This is a genomic window from Fodinicurvata fenggangensis DSM 21160 (assembly GCF_000686045.1).
Lineage (GTDB): Bacteria > Pseudomonadota > Alphaproteobacteria > Kiloniellales > DSM-21159 > Fodinicurvata > Fodinicurvata fenggangensis.
Genome location: NZ_JMLV01000016.1, coordinates 40,694 through 62,643 on the forward strand (window position 1 = coordinate 40,694; position 21,950 = coordinate 62,643).

The following is a 21,950-nucleotide window of genomic DNA, read 5'->3' on the forward strand; positions in this document are numbered from 1 at the left end:
GAGTTCCAGAACAGACCATGCCTGCTCATTCCTATCGCCTGATCCTGTTTGATTTCGATGGCACACTTGTGGACAGCCAGGCGAACATCCTGCGCTGCATGCGGCAATCCTTCCTTGATGCGGGACTCGAGCCGCCTCTGGACCGTGATATCCGGCGCATAGTGGGGCTCAGTCTCGATGAGGCGATAGAGCGCTTGTTGCCACTCGAACGGAAAAAGGACAGCGTTGCGCGGGTCTGCGAGGGCTATCGCCGTGCCTTCCTCGATTGGCGGCAGCATCCCGATTACGAGGAGCCTCTGTTCCCAGGAGTCAGACCTACTCTGGAGCGTCTCAACGAGCCCGAGGTTTTCCTGGGAATTGCCACGGGCAAGAATCGACGCGGGCTTTCGGCTTCATTGGACCATCACGGCCTGGCGCATCTGTTCTGTACCTTCCAGACCCCCGATACCTCGCCCGGCAAGCCGCATCCGGGCATGGTGTTGCGTGCGATGGAAGAGGTGGCCTGCCAGCCCGAGGAGACCCTCCTGATCGGGGACACGACCTACGATATCGAGATGGCGCGAAATGCCGGTATCAATGCAATCGGCGTGAAATGGGGTTATCATGAAGCTCACGAGTTGATATCCGCGGGCGCACTCAGGGTGCTGGATGACTTCTCGGAAATCCCCGATCACCTGTCAGATCTTGTGGAGACGGAACAATGAGGAAACTGAAGTGGGTTCTGCTGGCCATTGTCGTCATTCCCATCGCTCTGGTGGTGACGGCCTACGCGATTGTCTCCACCTACAGCTTCGATGAAGTCAAGGCGATTGCACAGCAGGAAGCGCGCAAGGCAACGGGGCGCGATCTTGTCATCGATGGTCCGCTCGATGTCGCCCTGTCGTTGTCGCCAGCCGTGACCATCAGCGATGTAAGCCTTGCCAATATCGAGAATGGCAGCCGGGACAACATGATCAACCTGGATCGATTCGAACTTCAGGTTGAGCTCATTCCCTTGCTGAGCGGGGATATCGAAGTCACGCGCCTGGTACTGGTGGGTGCGGATATCCTGCTGGAGACAGATGCGGAGGGGAATCCGAACTGGCGGTTCACGCCGACGGAAACAGGTGAAACGGCTGAGGAAGAAACCACGACAGCTGACCAGGCCCGCGAGACGGGCCGTCAGCGCATGCCGAACCTCAATTCCGTTTCCATCGAGGACAGCCGGGTCACCTACCGGAATGGCGACACCGGTGAAAGCATGACCCTGTCCCTGGACAGTGCCACGATTTCCGGATCGGGCGAACTGCTCGACCTGGATCTGGAAGGCGGTGTCCGCGAAGTGCCCTTCTCCTTTGCCGGTTCCGTTGGCGGCCTGGACCGCCTGACGGGCGGTGGCGATTATCCGGTCAAGCTGGAAGGGCAGCTTGCCGACGCCGACATCAGCCTGAACGGCAACATCATCAGCATGACCAGTGATCCCAGGCTGGACCTGCAGGTCCAGCTTGAAGGCGAAAGCCTGGCGGCCTTTTCCGAACTGGGTGGAAACGATCTGCCGGATCTTGGACCCTACAGCTTTGCGGGCCATGTGGAAGGAGAGATGACCGCACTGTTCCTGAATGGGATGACCCTTGAAGTGGGGGAAAGCGATCTTTCGGGAGATGCGGGACTGGATCTGACGGGCGAACGGCCACGGATTACGGGGGACCTGCAGAGCACTTTGCTGGATTTGGCCGATTTCCAGATGGAAAGCACGGATAGCTCGCAAGGTAGTGAGGAAGACGGTGATACGGAGGGAAGTGGCGACAGCGAGTCACAGTTCCTGATTCCGGAGACGCAACTGCCGCTCGAGGCCTTGCGAGGGCTGGACGCCCAGTTGCGCGCGCGCGTTGCCACGTTGCGGTTGCCCTCCGATACGGAAGTGTCGGATGTGGATGTAACCCTTGCACTGTCCAATGGGCGGCTGGACGTCACGCCGCTCCAGGCCGGCATTTCCGGCGGTATGCTGGATGGCGAGGTCATGCTGGACAGCAGCTCTGATACACCGCGTCTTGCAATCGACATGACGATGGAGGGGTTTGACTACGGCCGCCTGTTGCGTGAACGCGATCTGAGCGAAGATGTCGAGGGCACGGCCGATATCAACCTGGATCTGGAGGGAACAGGCAGTTCGCCGCGTGCGCTGGCTTCCAGCCTGAACGGACGCAGCGAGATCATTGGCCATGAAGGCGTGATCACGAATCGCCTGCTGGCCGTCGTATCCACCGGTTTGTCCGAAATCATGGGGCCACTGCTTGGCGACAATGAGCAAACCCGGCTTAACTGCATTGTCAGCCGGTTTGCTTTCGAGAATGGCGTGGCCACAAGCCAGGCACAGCTCCTCGATACATCAACCTTCTCTGTGGCGGGTGGTGGCCGCATCGACTTGCGTGATGAAAGCCTGAACATGAATTTCGACACCAAGACGCGGCAGACGGCATTGGTCAGCCTGGCCATCCCGTTCAATGTCCGGGGGACTTTGAAGAACCCAAGTTTTTCCCCCGATCCCGCAGGTACCGTGGAGGCCGCTGCCAAGCTGTTCGGTTCGGGCAAGAATCCCGAGGAAATTCTTGGCTCCATCATGTCAGGCGGTTCTTCGGACAGTGAAACACAGGAAGAAGAGGACAACCCCTGCCTGACTGCCCTGGGCCAAACAGAAGGACAGACCCAGTCCTCGAGCGAGACCGACGCGCCTTCCAGTGAATCCAGCCAGGGCGAGGATGCCGTCAAAGGCGTTGCCGAGGATCTGGAGGAAGGTTTGAAGGGCCTTTTTGGAGACTAATGGCGACATGATCCAGGCAACAAAGCGCTTTTATAAACGGGCCGAACCAGCAGAAGTGGAGGGCGGCTATGGCATCTTTCTGGATGGCCGGCCTGTCCGCACCCCTGGACGTCGGGAATTGGCCCTCCCGTCCTGGCCTCTGGCAACTGCGCTGGCCACTGAATGGGAGACACAGGAAGAACAGCTTGATCCGGAGGCCATGCCACTGACTGCATTGGCTTTCACAGCCCGGGATGTCGTGGCGCCGAGGCGTCCTGAGGTTGTCGATGAGATCGTGGCTTATAGCGAGACCGACGTGCTCTGCTATCGTGCCAGTTATCCGGACAACCTGGCTCAAAGACAGCAGGAGGTCTGGCAGCCCCTGATTGACTGGATGGCTTCTGGCCTGGGAGCGCCCCTGGAGGTCACCACCGGAATTCAGGTGGTCGAGCAGCCCGCCACCTCACGTCAAAGACTGAGAAAGGCTGTCGAGGCATATGACGACCTGGCACTCACCTCGCTTTCTTCCGCAGTCAGCACAAGCGGGTCCCTGGTCATAGCCCTGGCACTCTGTGAAAAGCAGATCTCTGCCGAAGAGGCCTTTGCGGCGGCCGAGCTGGATGAAACCTACGAAATGGAACAGTGGGGGTGGGACCGCGAAGCCCAGGAGCGCCGTGATCGCCTGCTGGCCGAACTGCAGAATGCACGCCGATTCCTGGAGCTCATGAAAGCCTGAACGCCCTGCGAACGGTCAGTACTGTGTCCTTGCCTTGCCGGGAATTCGGCTTCCGGCCAGGCGAGCCAGCCACCGAGTCTGCTCAAACTGATCACAGATCGTGAGGATGGCGATCGTTGCCGGCACGCCGATAAAGGCGCCGGCAACACCCCAGATCATCCCCCAGAAGAAGATGGAAATCACAACAACCAGCGGAGAAAGTGCCAGGGCACGTCCCTCCAGGCGAGGATCGACGTAGTTGCCCAGCACGATCTGTATGGTGGAGGTTCCAAGCAGAACCAATAGGGGCATCATCCAGCCGTCGAACTGAACGGTTGCAAAGACCACAGGCGGGATGACGGCCAGAATCGAGCCAAGGAAGGGGATGTAGTTCAGGACGAAGGCGATCAATCCCCAGGTCAGGGCGAACTCGAGTCCAAGGACAAGCGCAAAAAGGTAGGTCAACAGGCCGGTCAGCAGACTGACAAATGTGCGTACGACGATGTAACGTCGGAACTTGTGGCTAATCTTCTGGATGGCATCCAGAATGAGGTCCCCCGTTTGCAGGGACCTGAGCTTGTTGCCAAAGTCCCGAACCTCCAGAAGGCCCAACAAGATGTAGATGAAGGTCAGGCCGATCAGGCCGATGCTGGCATTGACGCGGTCCAGGGCACTGGCCGCCATGCCGACCATGGGTCCGATGTCCATCTCCTCAACGTTCGGGACGTTCACCGGGAAGCCGTTCGCCGCAGCCCAGGCCAGAACGCTGAAATAGGCACGGTCGAGCTCGTAGCGATAGGCCGCGATGCCATCCCCGATCAGGATGACACCAAGGGCCAGAAGTCCGAAGAATCCTCCGAAGGCAAGGACCAGAAGCAAGACGGAGGCCAGAAAACCCACCCAGCGTGGAAAATGACGGTCCAGTCGTTCCTGGACCGGCCAGACGATGGCCATCAGGAACAGTCCAAAAGCCAGGGGCAGGGTTACTGGACGGCTCAGATAGAGCACCAGGATGAACAGGAAAGATGCACCAAAGATGACTGACCAGTGCGCCAGTCTGGCTGTTCGATCCATTCCGTCACCCTTTGTATCCATGGCAAAGTCCCGCTTTCGTGAATCGCTGGCATTCAACCCCAACTTGGCGCCAGCCTGTGCGCATGATATCAGCAGATAAGAAGAATTACATGTCAGCGCCACGAGAAGACAGGAAATGACCCATGCAAGATATTCTTGGCGAGTTGGAAACGCGGCGCGAGCGTGCGCGCCGCGGTGGTGGAGAAAAACGTGTTGAAGCCCAGCACGCCAAGGGAAAGCTGACTGCGCGAGAACGTATAGAAGTGCTGCTCGACGAGGGCTCCTTCGAGGAATACGACATGTTCGTCGAACACCGATGCAACGACTTCGGCATGGACGAACAACGCATTCCCGGTGACGGGGTTATCACCGGGTACGGCACCGTTAACGGAAAGCCGGTTTTCGTGTTCAGCCAGGATTTCACGGTTTTCGGTGGCTCACTTTCGGAAACACACGCCGAAAAGATCTGCAAGATCATGGAGCAGGCCATGAAGGTCGGGGCCCCCGTGGTCGGCATCAACGATTCGGGAGGTGCCCGCATTCAGGAAGGCGTGGCCTCCCTGGGCGGCTACGCCGATGTCTTCCAACTGAATGTCATGGCATCGGGCGTGATTCCCCAGATTTCGATGATCATGGGGCCCTGCGCCGGCGGAGCCGTCTATTCTCCGGCCATGACCGACTTCATCTTCATGGTGAAGGATAGTTCCTACATGTTCGTAACCGGACCCGATGTGGTAAAGACCGTGACGCACGAAACCGTGACGCACGAGGAACTGGGCGGTGCCGTCACGCATACAAGCAAATCCGGCGTGGCTGACCTGGCATTCGAGAACGACGTGGAGGCCCTGCTGGAACTGCGGGACTTCCTGTCCTATCTGCCGCCCAGCAATCGAGACGAGGTGCCGGAGCGGCCCACCGAGGATCCGGCGGATCGGGACGACCACTCCCTGGATACCCTGGTGCCGGGCAGCCCCAACAAGCCCTATGACATGAAGGAGCTGATCGAGAAGGTCGTCGACGAGGGCGAGTTCTTCGAGTTGCAGCCAAACTATGCCGGCAACATTATTATCGGCTTTGCCCGCATGGAGGGGCGCACCGTCGGTATTGTCGCCAACCAGCCCATGGTGCTGGCCGGGTGCCTGGATATCGCCAGCTCGATCAAGGCGGCGCGCTTCGTGCGCTATTGCGACTGCTTCAACATTCCCATTCTGACCTTTGTCGACGTGCCCGGCTTCCTGCCCGGCACCTCCCAGGAGTTCGGCGGCATCATCAAGCACGGGGCCAAGCTGCTCTTTGCCTTCGGACAGGCGACCGTGCCCAAGGTGACCGTGATTACCCGCAAGGCCTATGGGGGGGCTTATGACGTCATGAGCTCCAAGCATCTGCGTGGCGACGTGAACTACGCCTGGCCTTCGGCCGAGATTGCCGTGATGGGCCCCAAGGGCGCGGTGGAGATCATTTTCCGTAAGGACGCCGATGACCCCGAGAAGATCGAGGAGCTGACCGAGGAATATCGCAAGAAGTTTGCCAATCCCTTTGTGGCCGCTTCACGCGGATTCCTGGACGATGTCATCATGCCGCACGGAACGCGCCGCCGGATTTGCCGTGCCCTTCACATGCTGCGCAGGAAGAAGGTTGAGGAACCCTGGAAAAAGCATGACAACCTGCCGCTTTGAGAGGACGTCTCGCTTGAACTGGGGCACAAGACATGACAACGAAGGAGCGCTGCGTGTTTGAGAAAGTCCTGATCGCCAACCGTGGTGAGATCGCCTGTCGCATCATCCGCACCTGCCGGCGCATGGGAATTGCCAGTGTTGCGGTCTATTCCGAGGCGGACAGCGATGCCCTGCATGTCCGCATGGCAGACGAGGCCGTCCTGATCGGTCTGGCGGCGGCGTCCGAGAGTTACCTGCAGGCTGAGCGTATCATCGAAGCCGCCAAGTCGACCGGTGCCCAGGCCATCCATCCCGGCTTCGGATTCCTGTCGGAGAACGCGGAATTCGTGAAGGCCGTCAAGGCCTCCGGCCTCGTCTTCATCGGACCGCCGGCCGATGCCATTGCGGCCATGGGCGACAAGATCCAATCCAAGAAGCTGGCCGAGAAGGCCGACGTCAATACCGTGCCGGGCTATATCGGCGATATCTCCGATGCGGAAACGGCGGTCTCGATCGCCGCAGACGTAGGTTATCCCGTCATGATCAAGGCGTCTGCCGGCGGCGGTGGCAAGGGCATGCGGATCGCGCGCAACGAACAGGAGGTGCGCGACGGTTTTGGTTCGGCGCGCAATGAGGCCAAGAGCAGTTTCGGCGATGACCGCATCTTCATCGAGCGCTATGTGGAACAACCGCGGCACATCGAGATCCAAGTCCTGGCTGACGGTAAGTCGCCCCCCGTCTATCTGCATGAACGGGAGTGCTCGATCCAGAGACGTCACCAGAAGGTTATCGAGGAGGCGCCTTCCCCCTTCCTGGATGAAAAGACCCGCCAGGCCATGGGCGAGCAAGCTTGCCAGTTGGCGGCGGCAGTGGACTATCACTCGGCCGGTACGGTCGAATTTATTGTCGACAAGGACAAGAATTTCTTCTTCCTGGAAATGAACACCCGCCTGCAGGTGGAGCACCCTGTCACCGAGATGATCACGGGCCTCGACTTGGTGGAGTGGATGATCCGCATCGCCGCAGGCCAGCAACTGGACTTCGAGCAGAAGGATATCAAGCGCAATGGCTGGGCCATTGAAACCCGGGTCTATGCCGAGGATCCCGCACGTAATTTCCTGCCCTCCATCGGCCGGCTGAGGCGCTATCAGGAGCCCGAGAAGGGGCGGGACGTCCGCATAGACAGCGGTGTGGACGAAGGATCCGAGATCACCATGTTCTATGATCCCATGATCGCCAAGCTGGTGACCTGGGGATCAGACCGCCGTGCCGCGGTCACGCGCATGAGGGCGGCGTTGGATGCCTTCTACATCCGCGGCATCAACCACAACATCAACTTCCTTTCCGCCGTTATGGCACACCCGCGCTTTCGTGACGGCAATATCACGACGAACTTCATTGCCGAGGAGTTCCCAGAGGGCTTTGCCGGTCGGGCGCTGAGTGACGAGGAACAGCTGGGCCTTGCGGCTGTGGCGGCCTTTATCGAGTGGCGCCGGGAAGGCTGTCATTCCATGCCGATCAGCAACGGCTCCGAGCGTGTCGTGCGCATCGGGCAGGAGGAATACCCCTTTTCCATCGAGCGGGCCGAGAAGGGGATTCGGGTGACCTCCGAGCAGGGCACGCTGTCGGTCGAGGGAGACTGGAGACCCGGGTGGCCGCTGTTCACTGGACAGCTGGACGGGTCTGCGATCACCGTTCAGGTGGACCGCCGCGGGCCGGCACTGGTGCTGACCAACGACGGCTGCAGGGTCGAGGCGCTTGTCCTGCGATCGCGCGTGGCGGAATTGTCCCGCATGATCCCGGAGAAGGCACCACCGGACCTGTCCCGCTATCTCCTGTCGCCCATGCCGGGTCTGCTGGTTTCCGTGAAGGTGGAGGCCGGCCAGCTGATCAAGGCCGGTGAGGAACTGGCCGTTGTTGAGGCCATGAAGATGGAAAATGTATTGCGCGCTGTTTCGGACGGAACCGTCTCCAAGATTCATGCCCAGCCCGGCGAGAGCCTTTCAGTCGACCAGGCCATTATTGAATTCGAGTAACTTACCGGCCAACTTGGATCTCATGGAGCATCTTGACCCGCCCGATAGCTTGATCTGGGACGAGCGGCGCCTCTGGTTCGAAGAGCAAGAAGCGCGTCATGCGCGCGCTGGCGCTTCGTCTCGCTTATCCGAACAGGCCTGTGCCCTGATGCTGGACTTGCAGGCCGTTTTCTGTGCGGGTGCCTGGGCGACGGTCGTGATTCTGGCGGCGGCAATTGTCGAGACCCAATCAGATCGTTCGCAGCTGTACCGCACGGCCTCGGCCCGGGAGCTTCAATGGCTTCGGGGCCTGCGCAACAGCCTGCTTCACGAGAATCAGGGCGAACCCGTTCTGACCATAGAAGATCAATGGGTGCAGCGCCCGCAATGGGAGAAGCATGCCCGCCGGGCAGTCTCTCTGGTCTTCCAGGCGATCTACCCAGAAAGTGAGCCGCAAATTCCCGAGGCGGGTTCGGTGAAGGAGAGGTGACAGCATGTCGGAAGTGGCGCGGCATCTGACCATTCATGGCAGGGTTCAGGGTGTTGGCTATCGTGCCTGGGCCGATGGCGAGGCGACGGCGCGTGGGTTGTGTGGATGGGTCAGAAATCGGCGAGAGGGAACGGTTGAAGCCATTTTCTGTGGCCCGGAACAACTCGTCGAGGAAATGGTCCAGTTGTGCTGGCAGGGTCCTCCAATGGCCCAGGTCCGGGACATCGATCAGGAGCCCTGTGCGCCGCCAGAGGATGACGGTTTTGAACAGTTGCCGACCCTATAGCCTGCCCTTGAAAGGAGCAGGCGCGTGATTGCATTCGACGAGCCTGAACCCGGTCACCGCTATATGAACCGTCCTGGCGCCTATGGCGTGGCCTATGGTTCGGATGGAGTCCTGTTCCTGGTAAGCACCAAGGATGGGCTGGAGATTCCGGGGGGCGGTATTGAACCTGGCGAGAGCGCGGAAGAAGCCTTGCACCGGGAATTCCTGGAGGAGACGGGGCATGAGTTGGAGAAGGTCACGCCCTGGCTGTGCATCCAGCAGTTCCTGACGCAACCGGCAGAGAACAAGTTCTATCACAAGTATCCCTTCTTCTACCTGGTTACGTTGGGTCGCAGGATTGGTCCTCCCTTCGAGCAGGGGCATGATCCCTGCTGGATTCGGCCAGAGGACGCACTGGGGCAGATGGCGGAATCCGGACAGGAATGGATTATCAATTACCTTCTGCAGGAAGGGGCAAAGGATCTCTTCCGCTGAAACGAGAGACTGGCAAGGGGCCGGTCTTTTCGAGTAGAAGGAATAGCTTTCAGGAAAAGGGGGACCCAAAATGGCAGAGCCGGAAATTCAAACACCCCATGGCACTGGCAATTCAAACGATAAGATGATGCCGCTCGTGGTCTATATTCTCTATCTGACCGGTTTTGTGGTCGGCATCACGCCCGTGATCGGTGTGATCATGGCTTATATAAACAGGGGGACCGCACCTGCCTGGTTGCAGACACACTACAGCCTGCAGATACGAACCTTCTGGATTGGGCTGCTGCTCAGCATCGTTGGCGCCATCACCGCACTGATCTTCATCGGTTGGCTTGTCCTGCTGGCAACCGCCATCTGGTTCATCGCGCGCTGTGTGAAGGGCCTGATGCACCTGCAGCGCGGCGAGGCCTATCCCGATCCCGCAACCTGGCTGCTTTGAGGGGGCTCAGGCTTCCTCGAAGGTGGTCAGGAAGCTGCGGTAGAGGGCTGCGTCAAGGTCATCGAAGGTGACAGGCAAGCCCTGGTCGACCAGAGAGGTGACGCCGTGTTCGCGGATGCCGCAGGGGACAATCCCCTGGAAGTGCGAAAGATCGGGCTCCAGGTTCAGTGAGATGCCGTGAAAGGTGACCCATCGGCGTACGCGTACGCCGATGGCGGCAATCTTCTTTTCCTGTCCGCTCTTCTCGTCGACGATCCAGATTCCGACCCGGCCTTCACGGCGTTCGCCGCGAAGGTTGAATTCCTGCAGGGCTGCTATCAGCCAGTCTTCCAGACTGTGAACATACTGTCGGACATCCGGGCGGCGCTTCTTGAGATTCAGCATGACATAGGCCACGCGCTGACCAGGCCCATGGTAGGTGTATTGCCCGCCACGGCCGGTCTCAAAGACCGGAAACACAGGGTTCAGAAGGTCGGAAGGGTCGGCACTTGTCCCGGCGGTATAGAGCGGGGGGTGTTCCAGTAACCAGACGGCTTCTCGCGCTTGGCCGGACGCGATATCTGCAGCGCGCTGTTCCATCGCCTCCAGTGCATCTGGGTAGTCCACGGCGTCCGTCGAAAGCCGCCATTCGGCACGGCCAGGGCCCGGGTCCGCATAAAGGTCTGTCTCGTGCAGAGCTGTTTTGTCCATGGTGGTTTGCTTGTTATGCTTTCCCGGCTTGATCACAGGGCCATGGCTTGCGCTTCGGGCTTGCGTTCGTCAAGGCTTGGTCTAGTTTCGATCCATCCCGGTCCTTGTAGGTGATCGGGTCCCGCCAGAAAAGAACAAGGGACAGTCCATGGCAGACAATCTCTCCGAAGCCGCACTGGCGTACCACCGCCAACCAAGGGCCGGAAAGCTGGAGGTCACGGCGACCAAGCCCCTGGGAAACCAACGAGATCTGGCACTTGCCTATTCGCCGGGCGTTGCGGCTGCCTGTCATGCCATTGTCGAGGATGAGGCGGAGGCCTCGACGGTAACCACACGCGGAAATCTTGTGGGGGTCATCACCAACGGGACGGCTGTCCTGGGACTTGGTTCCATCGGGCCGCTGGCCTCCAAGCCGGTGATGGAAGGCAAGGCCGTCCTCTTCAAGAAGTTTGCCGGAATCGATGTCTTCGATATCGAGGTGGATGAGGGCAATCCGGAGAAGCTGATCGACATCATCGCCTCGCTGGAGCCCACCTTCGGAGGCATCAACCTTGAAGATATCAAGGCGCCGGAATGCTTCATCGTCGAGGGGGCCTTGCGCGAGCGCATGGGCATTCCCGTCTTCCACGACGACCAGCATGGCACTGCGATCATCGTCAATGCCGCGATCTATAACGGCCTGCGCCTGGTGAAGAAGTCTGTCGAAGACATCAAGGTCGTCTGTTCCGGTGCGGGAGCGGCTGCGATCGCCTGCCTGAATCTTCTGGTCAGCCAGGGGGTCAAGCGCAAGAACATCTGGGTGACGGATATCGCAGGTGTCGTCCACGAGGGCCGTACGGACGAGATGGACCCCTGGAAGGAGAAGTATGCCCAGAAGACCGACAAGCGGCATCTGTCTGAGGTGATCGAGGAGGCGGACGTTTTCCTGGGATTGTCCGTGCCGAATGTGCTGAAGCCCGAGATGGTCAAGCAGATGGCACGTGATCCCATGATCCTGGCGTTGGCCAATCCGGTTCCCGAGATCCAGCCGGAGGAAGCCCGAGCCGTGCGCTCGGACGCCATTATCGCAACGGGCCGTTCGGATTATCCCAACCAGGTCAACAACGTCCTCTGCTTTCCGTTCATTTTCCGCGGTGCGCTGGATGTTGGGGCCACCACCATTAATGAGGAAATGAAACTGGCCTGCGTCAAGGCCATTGCCGACCTGGCCATGGTGGAGTCCTCTGAAGTGGTGACACAGGCCTATGGAGGTCAGCCCACATCCTTTGGTCGGGATTACCTGATCCCCCGGCCGTTCGATCCGCGCCTGATCATCCAGGTGGCGCCTGCCGTTGCCAAGGCGGCCATGGACAGTGGGGTCGCCAAGCGCCCCATCGAGGACATGGCGGCCTACCACCAGCAGCTCAGCGAGTTCGTTTTCCGCTCGGGCCTGGTCATGAAGCCGGTCTTCGAGCGGGCCGCCCAGGATCCCAAACGGGTCTTCTTTGCGGAAGGCGAGGCCGAGCGCGTCCTGCGTGCTGCCCAGGTCTTGGTCGATGAGGGCCTGGCGCGGCCTGTGATCTGTGGTCGGCCCAAGGTTGTCGAAAAGCGCATCCGCAAGCTGGGCCTGCGGATACACGAAGGTGAGCATTATGACCTGATCAACCCGCTCAGCGATTCACGCTACAGCGAGTACTGGCGGCTCTATCACAGCCTGATGGAGCGCAAGGGCGTCTCTCCCGATCAGGCGCGTACCATCGTGCGTACGGATGCCACCGTCATCGGCGCGCTGGCAGTCCTGCGCGGTGATGCCGATACAATGGTCTGCGGTGTCGAGGGGCAGTACAAGAATCACCTGAGGCATGTGAACGATATCATCGGAAAGGCGTCCACGGTTCACGACTACTCTGCGCTCAGCCTGCTGATCACGCAGAAGGGCACCTTCTTTGTCGCGGACACCTATGTCAGCGACGACCCCACGGCTGAAGAAGTGGTCGAGATGACGGCCATGGCGGCGGAATCCGTTAAGCGCTTCGGCATCGAGCCCAAGATTGCCCTGATCTCGCACTCTAACTTCGGCAGCCATGATGATTCCTCGGCACGCAAGATGCGCAAGGCCACTGGGCTGCTGCACGAAAAGTATCCCGAACTTGAGGTCGAGGGGGAGATGCATGCGGACGCGGCCTTGTCAGAGGAGATCCGCGGACGGATCTTCCCCAATTCACGCCTGAAAGGGCCGGCCAATCTGCTCATCATGCCGACCATCGATGCGGCAAACATTTCCTTCAACCTTTTGAAAGTCCTGGGAGATGCCCTTCCGGTCGGGCCCTTGCTGATCGGCGCTGCCCGTCCCGCCCATATCGCCACACCTTCGATCACCGCCCGCGGCGTCGTGAACATCAGCGCTGTCGCGGTTGTCGATGCCCAATGCATCGAGCCCTCAGATTCCAAGAACGCAGACACCGGCAAGGGCTGAATTCGTGGCCGAAGTGGAAACACGCCCCCCTGAACCCGAGACGGAGGGTGAAGTTATCGGCCTTTCCTCTTCCCTCGTGCGTGGGGTGGAGGAGGCTCTGGACAATAGCGATGAAGAGTCCGTCAGCGAACTGATCAGTGATCTTCATCCGGCGGACATGGCCGACTTGCTGGAAAGCCTGGCGCCGGCCCAGCGAGAACAGTTGCTTGAGCAGATCGGGCAGACCCTGGATCCGGAAGTCCTGTCCTATCTGGATAGTGATCTGCGCGAAGATGTGGCGGAAACCCTGGGTGCCAAGGAAGTCGCGCGTGTCCTGAAGCGGCTGGAAAGCGATGACGCGCTGGAGTTCTTCGAAGACCTGAGTGAAGAGCTGCGCACACAGGTCCTGGCGCGTGTCCCGGTTACGATACGCCGGCTCCTGCAGGAAGGACTGGAGTATCCCGAGGATTCCGCCGGCCGACTCATGCAGCGCGAGGTTGTCGTGGTGCCTGCCATCTGGAACGTGGGCGAGACCATCGACTACATGCGTTCGCACAAGAAACAGATGGTGCGGGATTTCTACGACCTCTATGTCGTGGATCCCCGTTATCGCCCTATCGGCAAGATACCGCTGTCCAGGGTCCTGAGGAACAAGCGGCATGTTCCGATCGTAGAGTTGCTTGACGAAGGTGTGCGGACGGTTCCCGTCACCATGGACCAGGACGATGTCGCCTATCTCTTCAAGCAGTATTCGCTGCTCTCCGCTCCGGTGGTGGATGCCTCCGAGCGGCTTGTGGGCGTCGTGACCATCGACGACATCGTCCACGTGGTCGAAGAGGAGGCCGAGGACGACCTGCTGAAACTGGGCGGTGTGAAGGAGACCAATGTCTACAGTGCCGTGATGGAGACGACCAAGTCGCGTTTCACCTGGCTCTTTGTCAACCTCGGTACGGCGGTCATGGCCTCGCTGGTCATCGGCATTTTCGAGGCCACGCTTCAACAGGTGGTGGCCCTGGCCATCCTGCTGCCAATCGTGGCCTCCATGGGGGGCAATGCCGGGACGCAAACGGTAACGGTCGCCGTACGTGCCCTGGCGCTGAAGCAGCTTTCCGGAGGCGCTGCAAAGCGCTTCATCATCAAGGAACTCTTGGTTGGCCTGGCCAACGGAGTTTTGTTTGCCGTTCTGGTCGGCCTGGTTGCCTGGCTATGGTTTGCCAATCCGCTGATCGGTTTGATTATCGCGATGGCCATGGTCATTAACATGGTGGCGGCGGGCCTGTTCGGCACCCTGGTTCCCATTACGCTGGAAAAACTGAACATTGACCCGGCGGTGGCGTCTTCGGTCTTCCTGACCACCGTTACGGACGTAATCGGCTTTTTCGCTTTCCTGGCATTGGCAGCTCTCATCCTGCTGTAAAATCTTGCCCCGGCGGAGTGTGGCGCCATCAGCTGCGGAAGAAGGAGTTTCAGCCATGTATCGACTTTACTGGTCCCTTTCTACCGGGGCCTTTGCTCCTGAAGCCGTGCTGAACGAAATCGGTGCGCGCTACGAGCGGGTGCCGGTGGATACCCGCAAGAACGAACACGGCACACCGGATTTTCTGAAGATCAATCCCCGGGGGCAGGTGCCGGCACTGGAACTGCCAGACGGGAGCATCTTGACCGAGTCGGCAGCGATGATGCTGACACTGGGTGAACGTCATCCGGAGGCCGAACTGATGCCGCCCCAGGGACAGCCAGCGCGCGCGCAGCTTCACCGGTGGTTGTTCTTTGCGGTTGCCAATATCTACGAAGCGTTGTTGCGCTACAATTACAGTGATCGCTTTACCGTCGATCCGATGGGAGGCGAAGCCATACAATGCCAGGCGGAAGCGGATCTGGCAAGCTATTGGGGCATCGTGGAACAGGAGGCCCTGTCCAAGAAGGGCAGCCTTCGAGATACCGATTTCAGCTTGGCTGACATCTACTTTTCCATGCTTGCAGCCTGGCAGCCACAGGCCCCAGCTTTGCTGGAAACCCACCCGAGGATCGCGCGCATGGTCAGCCGTGTCAGCCAGCGCCCTGCAATCGCACCCTTGTGGCAGGAGCACTTCGGACACAAGGCGCGGGCGTGATCACCCAGCAACAGAACGGAACAATCCCATGTCGCATTTCCAGCCGGCTGATTCTCAGTGGGAGTCACGTGTGCGTGCGTCTTTCGAGCGCATTGGGATCATGAAGACGCTGGGCGCGCGGCTGGGGGCGCTTGAACCCGGCAAGGCCGAGATCCTGCTGGATTTTCACGAGGGGCTCAGTCAACAACGCGGTTACTTCCATGCGGGCGTGACCTCCACCATTGCCGATTCCGCCGGCGGCCTGGCGGCCTACAGCCTGTTCCCGGCGGATCGGGCCGTGCTGTCAGTGGAATTCAAGGTCAACATGTTGAATCCGGCAGATGGTGCCTGCCTGCGCGCCGTCGGCGAAGTCTTGAAACTGGGACGGACCCTGTCCGTCTGTGAAATCCAGGTCTATAGCCAAAGGCAGGATGAGGAGAGGCTTTGCGCCAAGATGCAGCAAACCCTGTTTCAGGTGGCTGCGGTTTCATGACGCCTGAGCTCGCCTTATCCCATCGAATGGCTCGTCCTCCGGCCATGAGAAAACCTCAATCCAGACAAGACGAAGGAGAACGGTTGTTGCGCTATGCCGAACTCTGTGAGAACGGTGCGCCCTTCAGCCAGGTCGAGCACTGGCTTACCGGCCGAGCGTGCCTTGTGCGCCCAGGCCAGGGTTCCTTCAAACCGGGGGTGTTTCTTTGTCGTCTGTCCTGATTACCGGAGCCAATCGCGGGATTGGACTGGCACTGGCCAGCTGTTTTGTGGCAGAGGGCTGGCAGGTTCATGCCTGTTGTCGTCATCCGGAAAAGGCCACCGCCCTGAAGGCCCTGGGCGAAGCTGTCACGATCCATCGGCTCGATGTGATGGATATGCTCCAGACCGAGAATCTGGCTCGAAACCTTTCCGATCTTCCCCTGGATATATTGGTGAACAATGCCGGCGCAAAGGATCCGGGCTCGGCGTTTGGTAAGGTTCCCTATGAGGAATGGTCGCGGGTTTTTGCCATCAACACCATGGCGCCCCTGCATCTGGCAGAACGCTTTGTCGACCACCTGGAAGGCGGCTCAAGGAAACTGATCGTGAACATCAGTTCACGCATGGGATCCATTGGCGATAACGACAGTGGCGGCAGCTATATCTATCGCTCCAGCAAGGCGGCTCTCAACATGGTCACACGATCGCTGTCCATTGACCTGGCTGACAGAGGAATCTCCGCAATTGCCGTACATCCTGGCTGGGTGCGGACCAAGATGGGGGGGGCGAATGCAAATATGGAAGTCGACGAATCGGCAGAATCACTGAAAACCCTGATGCTCAATCTTCGCCCAGAAGACAATGGGCGCCTATTGAATCATGATGGGCAGCGGATCCCCTGGTAGCTACCCTCGCAGGTGCTATCCAGGTAGCGGGATATTTCAGAAGGATCGAGAGTAACTCTTTTCGGAGGTCTTTGGTGTAGGCTGCAACCCGTGTTCTACCTCCAGGGTCTCGCTATCATCGTTGGCCGATGAGGCGGTCTGCTCCTGCATGACGCGTGGCAGGGTGACCACAAAGCGTGATCCCTGGCCAGGCGTGCTTTCGGCGACGATATCGCCGCCCAGTTCGTGCGCCAGATCCCGTGCTATGGCCAGGCCAAGGCCACGGCCCGGCCTGATATGATCCTTGCGTTGCTTCGAGCGATAGCCAGCCTCGAATATGCGGCTCAGCTCCTCCTTGGGAATGCCAACGCCTTCGTCCCAAATGACGATGGCCAACTGATCGTCTGAAAGGGGTTCGGCCTGGAGGCCCACGGAGCGCCCCTTTGGCGTGAACTTGATGGCATTGCCCAGCAGGTTGATCAGGATCTGGGCTATGGCACGCCGGTCGCCCTTGACCATCCAGGGACCGACCGGGCCGATCCTGGACCAATCCACGCCAGCGCGCTCAGCTTCCAGTGACAGAATGACAGCGACTTCCGCGACAATCTCGGCGAGAGGCAGTTCATCCTCGGCCTGGGGTTGCCTCTCCTCTTCAGGCTGCTTCTCCTCCACGAAAGTGGTGATCACGCGTTGCAGATGTGAGGCCGCCGCGGAAATGCTTTGCAGGCAATGGAGGTAGCGTGAGGGCAGGGGTCCATAGGGACTGCTCGTCGCAAAGTCCGCATACCCCATGATGGCGTTGAGTGGAGAGCGCAGTTCGTGGGCCAGGCGTGCGAGTCTTTCGGTTTCGCTTTCATCCTCCTCTTGCCCGCTGCTCTTCAGGCCATAGCGCAGTTCCGAGACCTCTATGGCAAGGCGCTCCATTTCCTGGATGAGACGGTAGTAACTGTCCTCGTCAACTTCGTTGTCGATAGCCTGCGGTCGATTGGATTGTCCGCGTGTCGCGGCATAGGCTTCCCAAGGGGCCGCGGTGCCGCGATAGCCAAGGTAGCGCCCGGTGGCCTCGTCAAAATAGGCCACGCCGCAGAGGCTGACCACATCGGTTTCTCCGTCTGGTGACGCGATGTGGAACAACAGGTTCCGGAAGGGGCGGCGTGCCTCGACCGCACGATGCAGGCGGTCGCGGCTCTGTTCGTCGGCTTTCTGCTCGGCTTCCGAGAAGAGGGACAGCAGGTGTTCTCCGACGAGCTTGTGAGCGAGGCGGCCCAGCCCACGTGCTACGGGCGCACTGACATAGGTCAGATGCAAGTCGCTGTCGGTCTCCCAAAGCCACTCGGCTGAGGCGCGCAGGAAATCCTCGGAGCGTCCTTCAGCCTTACCTGACGGATGGCTGGTTTCGCTCCGCTGTGCTTCCGCCTCTGCGGTGGTGCGTTCGGGGACGCCTATCATGGACACGCCGGTGGACGGCATGGAAATCCTTCCATTTCCCCATCGCTTTCTGCCTCAGCAAACTAGCGTGATGCAGTCTGATAGATCAACTTTCACTATAACACATTTTTATCATTTTTTTATACAAGAAAAGACATTTCTTGTCTGTAGAACAAATTTTTTGATTTAGGAAATTGTGTTCCACGATGGGGGCGGCGTCAGAGCTTGCAGCTTTGGTGTTGAAGCTGCCTGACAGCGGCGGATCGAGCAGGGGGGCGGCTTACCTGACATAGCGGAATGTGCCTTCTGCCTGGGCCAGAAGGGTGCCGATTTCATCGCGAATGTCGCAGCGACTGAAGAAGATACTGCGCCCCCCTCCGACCTTTTCGCCGACGGCCGTAATCCTGCGTCCAGGCTGACCCGGTCCAATGAACTGGATGTTCAGGGAAAGGGTAACAGCCTGGCGTTGACCGTCCGGCATGTCGGGATGGGTCCCGGAGTAACCGCAGGCGGCATCCGCCAGTGTGGAAGTCATGCCGCCATGCAGCACCTGGTGACGATTGAGATGGAAAGGCTCGATCTGAAGCGCCAGTTCAACGCGGTCGATTTCCCAGGATGTGATGTGGAAACCGACATGAGTTCCAAACGCGCCAGTATCGTGATCGCTGGAAGAAGGCTGGCTGTCGGGAGTGTCTGTCATGACTGAACCGGAAAAACAGAAAGTGGCGGCCCTTCACCTTTGCTGGAAAGGGAAGGGCCGGAAGCGGCTACATGGGGAGGTCTTCGCTCATGGACATGAGGGAGGCATTGCCACCCGCCGCCGTGGTGTCGATGGAAATGACACGTTCGGTCGCGAAGCGGTGCAGATAGTGAGGTCCCCCGGCCTTGGGGCCTGTTCCCGACAGGCCCTCGCCGCCAAAGGGCTGTACGCCGACAACGGCGCCGATCATGTTTCGGTTCACATACATGTTTCCGACGCGGATGCGCCGGCGCACGAAGTCGACAGTCGAATCTATGCGTGTATGAATGCCGAAGGTCAGGCCAAAGTTCAGAGCGTTGATGTCCTCGATCAGCTTGTCCATCTTTTCCGCCTTGTAGCGCAGGACATGAAGAACGGGTCCGAAAACTTCTCCCTGAAGGCGGTTCAGCGAGTCGATCTCGAAGGCCACGGGCGGTATGAAGGTGCCCTTGTCGGCGGATGCCGGCATCGGGGCACGGGCGATCAAACGTCCTTCGGATTCCATGCGGTTGATGTGACCGTTCAACATATCCCGGGCTTCCGAATCGATGACCGGGCCGACATCCGTGGATAGCCAGGCCGGATCTCCGACACTCAGTTCGGCAATGGCGCCCGAGAGCATCTTCAGTGTCTTCTCAGCAACATCCTCCTGAACGCAAAGGATGCGCAGGGCCGAGCACCGCTGACCTGCGGATTGGAAAGCGGAAATCACCACATCGCGAATGACCTGCTCGGGCAGGGCCGTGGAATCCACCAGCATGGCATTCTGGCCACCGGTTTCCGCGATCAGGGGGACGATGGGGCCCTCACGCTTGGCGAGGCTCTGGTTGATGATCCGGGCCGTCTCCACGGAACCGGTGAAGGCAACACCGGAAACCCGCTTGTCGGCGATCAGCGCGCTGCCGATCTTCGCGCCGTCGCCGGGGATCAAGTGCAAGACGTCCTGGGGGATACCCGCCTTGTGGAACAGGCGCACAGCTGCTGCAGCGACCAGAGAGGTCTGTTCGGCCGGCTTGGCCAGAACGCAGTTGCCGGCGACCAGGGCGGCCGAAACCTGGCCAGTGAAGATGGCCAGCGGGAAGTTCCAGGGGCTGATGCAGAGGAAGGTGCCGCGGCCGTGGAGTGAGTATTCGTCGATCTCTCCGGTGGGCCCTGGCAGCTTCAGCGGCGCCCCGAAATCCTCTCGCGCCTTCATGGCATAGTAGCGACAGAAGTCGACGGCCTCGCGCACCTCTGCAATGGCGTCATTGGGAGACTTCCCGGCTTCCTTGATGCAGATGGCCATCAGTTCGGCCGTGTTCTCCTCCATCAGGTCGGCCATGCGATCCAGGCAGGCGGCACGCCGGTCGGCCGGGGTCTCATTCCAGGAAAAATGCGCTTTCGTGGCGATCTCCAGCGCTTCAAGGGCCTGTTGCGGCGTCGCATTCACGACCTGCCCTACGACTTCATCAAGGTTGGCGGGATTGCGGACATCCTCGGAGGACCCCTTTGCCTCCTTGCCATTGATGATGGGTGCGGCACTCCAGTGCTTGTCGGCCTTCTCGCGCATAGTGCGTGAGAGGGGCGCCATGACCGAGATGTCGGTCAGGTCGAGGCCTGCCGAGTTCCTGCGTGCGTCGCCGTAGAGGTTCCGTGGCTGGGGAATATGCGGGTGAGGCACCTGCTTCAGCTTCTTGGCCTGTTCGACCGGGTCGGCCACCATTTCCTCGATGGGCAGGTCCTCGTCCTGGATGCGATTGACGAAGGAGCTGTTGGCCCCGTTTTCCAGAAGGCGGCGGACCAGATAGGCCAGCAGGTCCTCGTGACTTCCGACGGGCGCGTAGATGCGACAGGGGCGATTGTGCTTCTGTTCCCCGACCACCTCTTCATAGAGGGCTTCCCCCATACCGTGGAGGCGCTGGAATTCGTATTCCTGGTTGTCGCCTGCGAATTCCAGGATGGCCGCCAGGGTCTGGGCGTTGTGCGTGGCAAACTGCGGATAGAAGGCATCCGTGTTGCTCAACAGTTTCTTGGCACAGGCCAGATAGGAGACGTCCGTCAGCACCTTGCGTGTAAAGACGGGATAGCCGGGATAGCCCAATTCCTGGGCATGCTTGATCTCGGTGTCCCAGTAGGCGCCCTTGACCAGGCGTACGTTCAGGCGGCGTTGGTGTTTGCGGGCCATGTCCGCCAGCCAGTCGATCACCACATGGGCCCGTTTCTGGTAGGCCTGGACGGCCAGTCCGAAGCCGTTCCAACCGGCAAGGTCCGGATCGCCGGAGACGGCCTCGATGACGTCGAGTGAGATATCCAGCCGGTCCGCTTCCTCGGCGTCGACGCAGAGGGCGATTTCCTTCTGCTTGGCATCCAGGCAGAGCTGTTTCAGGCGCGGTACGATCTCGCTCATGACGCGCTCGCGGTGCGCAAATTCATAGCGCGGATGCAAAGCGGACAGCTTCACCGAGATTCCGGGACTGTCATCTATGTTCTTGTCTGCACCGGCCTTGCCGATGGCCGCGATCGCATTCCGGTAGGATTGGTAGTAGCGGTCCGCATCCTCCATGGTTCGCGCAGCTTCGCCAAGCATGTCATAGGAGTAGCGGTACCCCTTTGCCTCTATGGGCTTGGCGCGCTCCAGGGCCTCCTCGATGGTGCGTCCCATGACGAACTGACGCCCCATGATGCGCATGGCCTCGCGCACGGCACGCCGGATCACGGGTTCACCGGACCGGTGGATCAGACGGCGCAACACGCCACCCACGTTCTGACGCTTCTCGTCACTGAGTTTCACCACGCGCCCGGTGAGCATCAGGGCCCAGGTCGAGGCATTCACGAAGAGGGAATCACTGGCGCCGATGTGCTTGTCCCATTCGGCGGAGCCGATCTTGTCCTTGATCAGCTTGTCGACCGTATAGGAGTCCGGCACCCGCAGCATGGCCTCGGCCAGGCACATCAGGATGACGCCTTCTTCGCTGGAGAGCTCGTATTCATGCATGAAGGCATCGATTCCCCCCTGACCGATGCGCGAATTGCGTACGGCCTTGACCAGCCCGGTGGCTTTCCGTTCGACCCTGTGGCGCGTGTCCGCATCGGATTCCGCAAGCTTGATCAGGTGATTGACGATTTCCGTTTCGTCGGCATGCGTGGTCTCGCGCAGCTTCTGGCGCAGTGTGCTGACTTCGGCCAGTGCAGGATCGATGATCATGGGCTAGCTCCCTTTTCCGTGCGCCCTTCGGGTCCTTTGCAAAATAGCAATACAAAGAAGCTGATAATTCTGTTAAATTGCGATCATAGGCAGGATT

At 59.7% G+C, this 21,950-nt stretch carries 19 protein-coding genes; 14 read left to right on the forward strand and 5 right to left on the reverse strand.

Going from position 1 to position 21,950, the window contains the following annotated elements; translation table 11 throughout:
* The first annotated feature begins 17 nt into the window (after window positions 1-17).
* Genes BP38_RS0116665 through BP38_RS0116675 form a run of 3 tightly spaced genes read left to right on the forward strand, consistent with a single transcriptional unit; the run spans window position 18 to window position 3,515 of the window.
* Window positions 18-704: an HAD-IA family hydrolase gene (locus BP38_RS0116665; protein ID WP_026988657.1), complete on the forward strand. Its 687-nt coding sequence runs from the start codon at window positions 18-20 to the stop codon at window positions 702-704.
* Entirely contained in the window at window positions 701-2,800 is a 2,100-nt protein-coding gene (locus BP38_RS0116670) for an AsmA family protein (protein WP_026988658.1), read from the forward strand. Before BP38_RS0116665 ends, BP38_RS0116670 begins: the two co-directional genes overlap by 4 nt.
* A 7-nt stretch (window positions 2,801-2,807) precedes the next feature.
* Entirely contained in the window at window positions 2,808-3,515 is a 708-nt protein-coding gene (locus tag BP38_RS0116675; protein ID WP_035725680.1) for an ATP12 family chaperone protein, read from the forward strand.
* A 15-nt stretch (window positions 3,516-3,530) separates the two neighbouring features.
* Here the strand turns inward: BP38_RS0116675 and BP38_RS0116680 are convergent, their stop codons facing one another.
* Window positions 3,531-4,568 (reverse strand): AI-2E family transporter, encoded by a 1,038-nt coding sequence (locus BP38_RS0116680; RefSeq protein ID WP_026988660.1) that lies wholly within the window; start codon window positions 4,566-4,568, stop codon window positions 3,531-3,533.
* A gap of 143 nt (window positions 4,569-4,711) precedes the next feature.
* Between BP38_RS0116680 and BP38_RS0116685 the strand changes: the two genes are divergently transcribed.
* The 6 genes from BP38_RS0116685 (at window position 4,712) to BP38_RS0116710 (ending at window position 9,927) form a co-directional block, all read left to right on the forward strand.
* Entirely contained in the window at window positions 4,712-6,244 is a 1,533-nt protein-coding gene (locus BP38_RS0116685; RefSeq protein ID WP_026988661.1) for an acyl-CoA carboxylase subunit beta, read from the forward strand.
* A 53-nt stretch (window positions 6,245-6,297) separates the two neighbouring features.
* Entirely contained in the window at window positions 6,298-8,259 is a 1,962-nt protein-coding gene (locus BP38_RS0116690; RefSeq protein ID WP_026988662.1) for an acetyl-CoA carboxylase biotin carboxylase subunit, read from the forward strand.
* Between the two features lie 22 nt (window positions 8,260-8,281).
* The gene (locus BP38_RS0116695) at window positions 8,282-8,728 is read left to right on the forward strand and encodes a hypothetical protein (protein ID WP_026988663.1); all 447 of its coding nucleotides are present in this window, start codon (window positions 8,282-8,284) and stop codon (window positions 8,726-8,728) included.
* A 4-nt stretch (window positions 8,729-8,732) separates the two neighbouring features.
* Window positions 8,733-9,014, forward strand: coding sequence for an acylphosphatase (locus BP38_RS0116700; RefSeq protein WP_026988664.1), 282 nt, complete (start codon window positions 8,733-8,735; stop codon window positions 9,012-9,014).
* Window positions 9,015-9,038: 24 nt separating this feature from the next.
* Complete coding sequence (locus BP38_RS0116705; protein ID WP_026988665.1) at window positions 9,039-9,488, forward strand: NUDIX domain-containing protein; 450 nt, start codon at window positions 9,039-9,041, stop codon at window positions 9,486-9,488.
* 70 nt (window positions 9,489-9,558) lie between these two features.
* Window positions 9,559-9,927 carry a DUF4870 family protein gene (locus BP38_RS0116710; RefSeq protein WP_026988666.1) on the forward strand — a complete coding sequence of 123 codons (369 nt, stop codon included), beginning with the start codon at window positions 9,559-9,561 and terminating at the stop codon, window positions 9,925-9,927.
* Window positions 9,928-9,933: 6 nt separating this feature from the next.
* On the opposite strand, the gene lipB is transcribed toward BP38_RS0116710, so the two are convergent.
* Window positions 9,934-10,617 (reverse strand): lipoyl(octanoyl) transferase LipB, encoded by a 684-nt coding sequence (gene lipB / locus BP38_RS0116715; protein ID WP_035725683.1) that lies wholly within the window; start codon window positions 10,615-10,617, stop codon window positions 9,934-9,936.
* A 148-nt stretch (window positions 10,618-10,765) separates the two neighbouring features.
* Here lipB and BP38_RS21235 point away from each other — a divergent pair, with 148 nt between their 5' ends.
* From BP38_RS21235 to BP38_RS0116740, 5 genes are all read left to right on the forward strand, one after another.
* Entirely contained in the window at window positions 10,766-13,072 is a 2,307-nt protein-coding gene (locus BP38_RS21235; protein WP_035725685.1) for an NADP-dependent malic enzyme, read from the forward strand.
* Window positions 13,073-13,076: 4 nt separating this feature from the next.
* Window positions 13,077-14,468 (forward strand): magnesium transporter, encoded by a 1,392-nt coding sequence (mgtE, locus tag BP38_RS0116725; protein ID WP_162175180.1) that lies wholly within the window; start codon window positions 13,077-13,079, stop codon window positions 14,466-14,468.
* Window positions 14,469-14,523: 55 nt separating this feature from the next.
* Window positions 14,524-15,165, forward strand: a complete 642-nt coding sequence (locus BP38_RS21240) for a glutathione S-transferase family protein (protein ID WP_051609483.1) — start codon at window positions 14,524-14,526, stop codon at window positions 15,163-15,165.
* 28 nt (window positions 15,166-15,193) lie between these two features.
* Window positions 15,194-15,637, forward strand: coding sequence for a PaaI family thioesterase (locus tag BP38_RS0116735; protein ID WP_026988669.1), 444 nt, complete (start codon window positions 15,194-15,196; stop codon window positions 15,635-15,637).
* A gap of 205 nt (window positions 15,638-15,842) precedes the next feature.
* Window positions 15,843-16,523, forward strand: a complete 681-nt coding sequence (locus BP38_RS0116740) for an SDR family oxidoreductase (protein ID WP_026988670.1) — start codon at window positions 15,843-15,845, stop codon at window positions 16,521-16,523.
* 36 nt (window positions 16,524-16,559) lie between these two features.
* On the opposite strand, the gene BP38_RS0116745 is transcribed toward BP38_RS0116740, so the two are convergent.
* From BP38_RS0116745 to putA, 3 genes are all read right to left on the reverse strand, one after another.
* Window positions 16,560-17,972 (reverse strand): PAS domain-containing sensor histidine kinase, encoded by a 1,413-nt coding sequence (locus BP38_RS0116745; protein WP_026988671.1) that lies wholly within the window; start codon window positions 17,970-17,972, stop codon window positions 16,560-16,562.
* Window positions 17,973-18,210: 238 nt separating this feature from the next.
* Window positions 18,211-18,630: a PaaI family thioesterase gene (locus BP38_RS0116750; RefSeq protein ID WP_026988672.1), complete on the reverse strand. Its 420-nt coding sequence runs from the start codon at window positions 18,628-18,630 to the stop codon at window positions 18,211-18,213.
* A 67-nt stretch (window positions 18,631-18,697) separates the two neighbouring features.
* Window positions 18,698-21,853, reverse strand: a complete 3,156-nt coding sequence (gene putA / locus BP38_RS0116755) for a bifunctional proline dehydrogenase/L-glutamate gamma-semialdehyde dehydrogenase PutA (protein WP_026988673.1) — start codon at window positions 21,851-21,853, stop codon at window positions 18,698-18,700.
* Between the last annotated feature and the right edge of the window lie 97 nt (window positions 21,854-21,950).

What these genes read in the sequence shown, in the direction of transcription:
- lipB (WP_035725683.1), bottom strand. Translation starts at nt 10,617, where the DNA reads ATGGACAAAACAGCTCTGCACGAGACAGACCTTTATGCGGACCCGGGC.
- BP38_RS0116680 (WP_026988660.1), bottom strand. Translation starts at nt 4,568, where the DNA reads ATGGATCGAACAGCCAGACTGGCGCACTGGTCAGTCATCTTTGGTGCA.
- BP38_RS0116670 (WP_026988658.1), top strand. Translation starts at nt 701, where the DNA reads ATGAGGAAACTGAAGTGGGTTCTGCTGGCCATTGTCGTCATTCCCATC.
- BP38_RS0116710 (WP_026988666.1), top strand. Translation starts at nt 9,559, where the DNA reads ATGGCAGAGCCGGAAATTCAAACACCCCATGGCACTGGCAATTCAAAC.
- BP38_RS0116750 (WP_026988672.1), bottom strand. Translation starts at nt 18,630, where the DNA reads ATGACAGACACTCCCGACAGCCAGCCTTCTTCCAGCGATCACGATACT.
- BP38_RS0116695 (WP_026988663.1), top strand. Translation starts at nt 8,282, where the DNA reads ATGGAGCATCTTGACCCGCCCGATAGCTTGATCTGGGACGAGCGGCGC.
- BP38_RS0116745 (WP_026988671.1), bottom strand. Translation starts at nt 17,972, where the DNA reads ATGCCGTCCACCGGCGTGTCCATGATAGGCGTCCCCGAACGCACCACC.
- BP38_RS0116735 (WP_026988669.1), top strand. Translation starts at nt 15,194, where the DNA reads ATGTCGCATTTCCAGCCGGCTGATTCTCAGTGGGAGTCACGTGTGCGT.
- BP38_RS21240 (WP_051609483.1), top strand. Translation starts at nt 14,524, where the DNA reads ATGTATCGACTTTACTGGTCCCTTTCTACCGGGGCCTTTGCTCCTGAA.
- BP38_RS21235 (WP_035725685.1), top strand. Translation starts at nt 10,766, where the DNA reads ATGGCAGACAATCTCTCCGAAGCCGCACTGGCGTACCACCGCCAACCA.
- BP38_RS0116665 (WP_026988657.1), top strand. Translation starts at nt 18, where the DNA reads ATGCCTGCTCATTCCTATCGCCTGATCCTGTTTGATTTCGATGGCACA.
- BP38_RS0116685 (WP_026988661.1), top strand. Translation starts at nt 4,712, where the DNA reads ATGCAAGATATTCTTGGCGAGTTGGAAACGCGGCGCGAGCGTGCGCGC.
- BP38_RS0116675 (WP_035725680.1), top strand. Translation starts at nt 2,808, where the DNA reads ATGATCCAGGCAACAAAGCGCTTTTATAAACGGGCCGAACCAGCAGAA.
- BP38_RS0116700 (WP_026988664.1), top strand. Translation starts at nt 8,733, where the DNA reads ATGTCGGAAGTGGCGCGGCATCTGACCATTCATGGCAGGGTTCAGGGT.
- putA (WP_026988673.1), bottom strand. Translation starts at nt 21,853, where the DNA reads ATGATCATCGATCCTGCACTGGCCGAAGTCAGCACACTGCGCCAGAAG.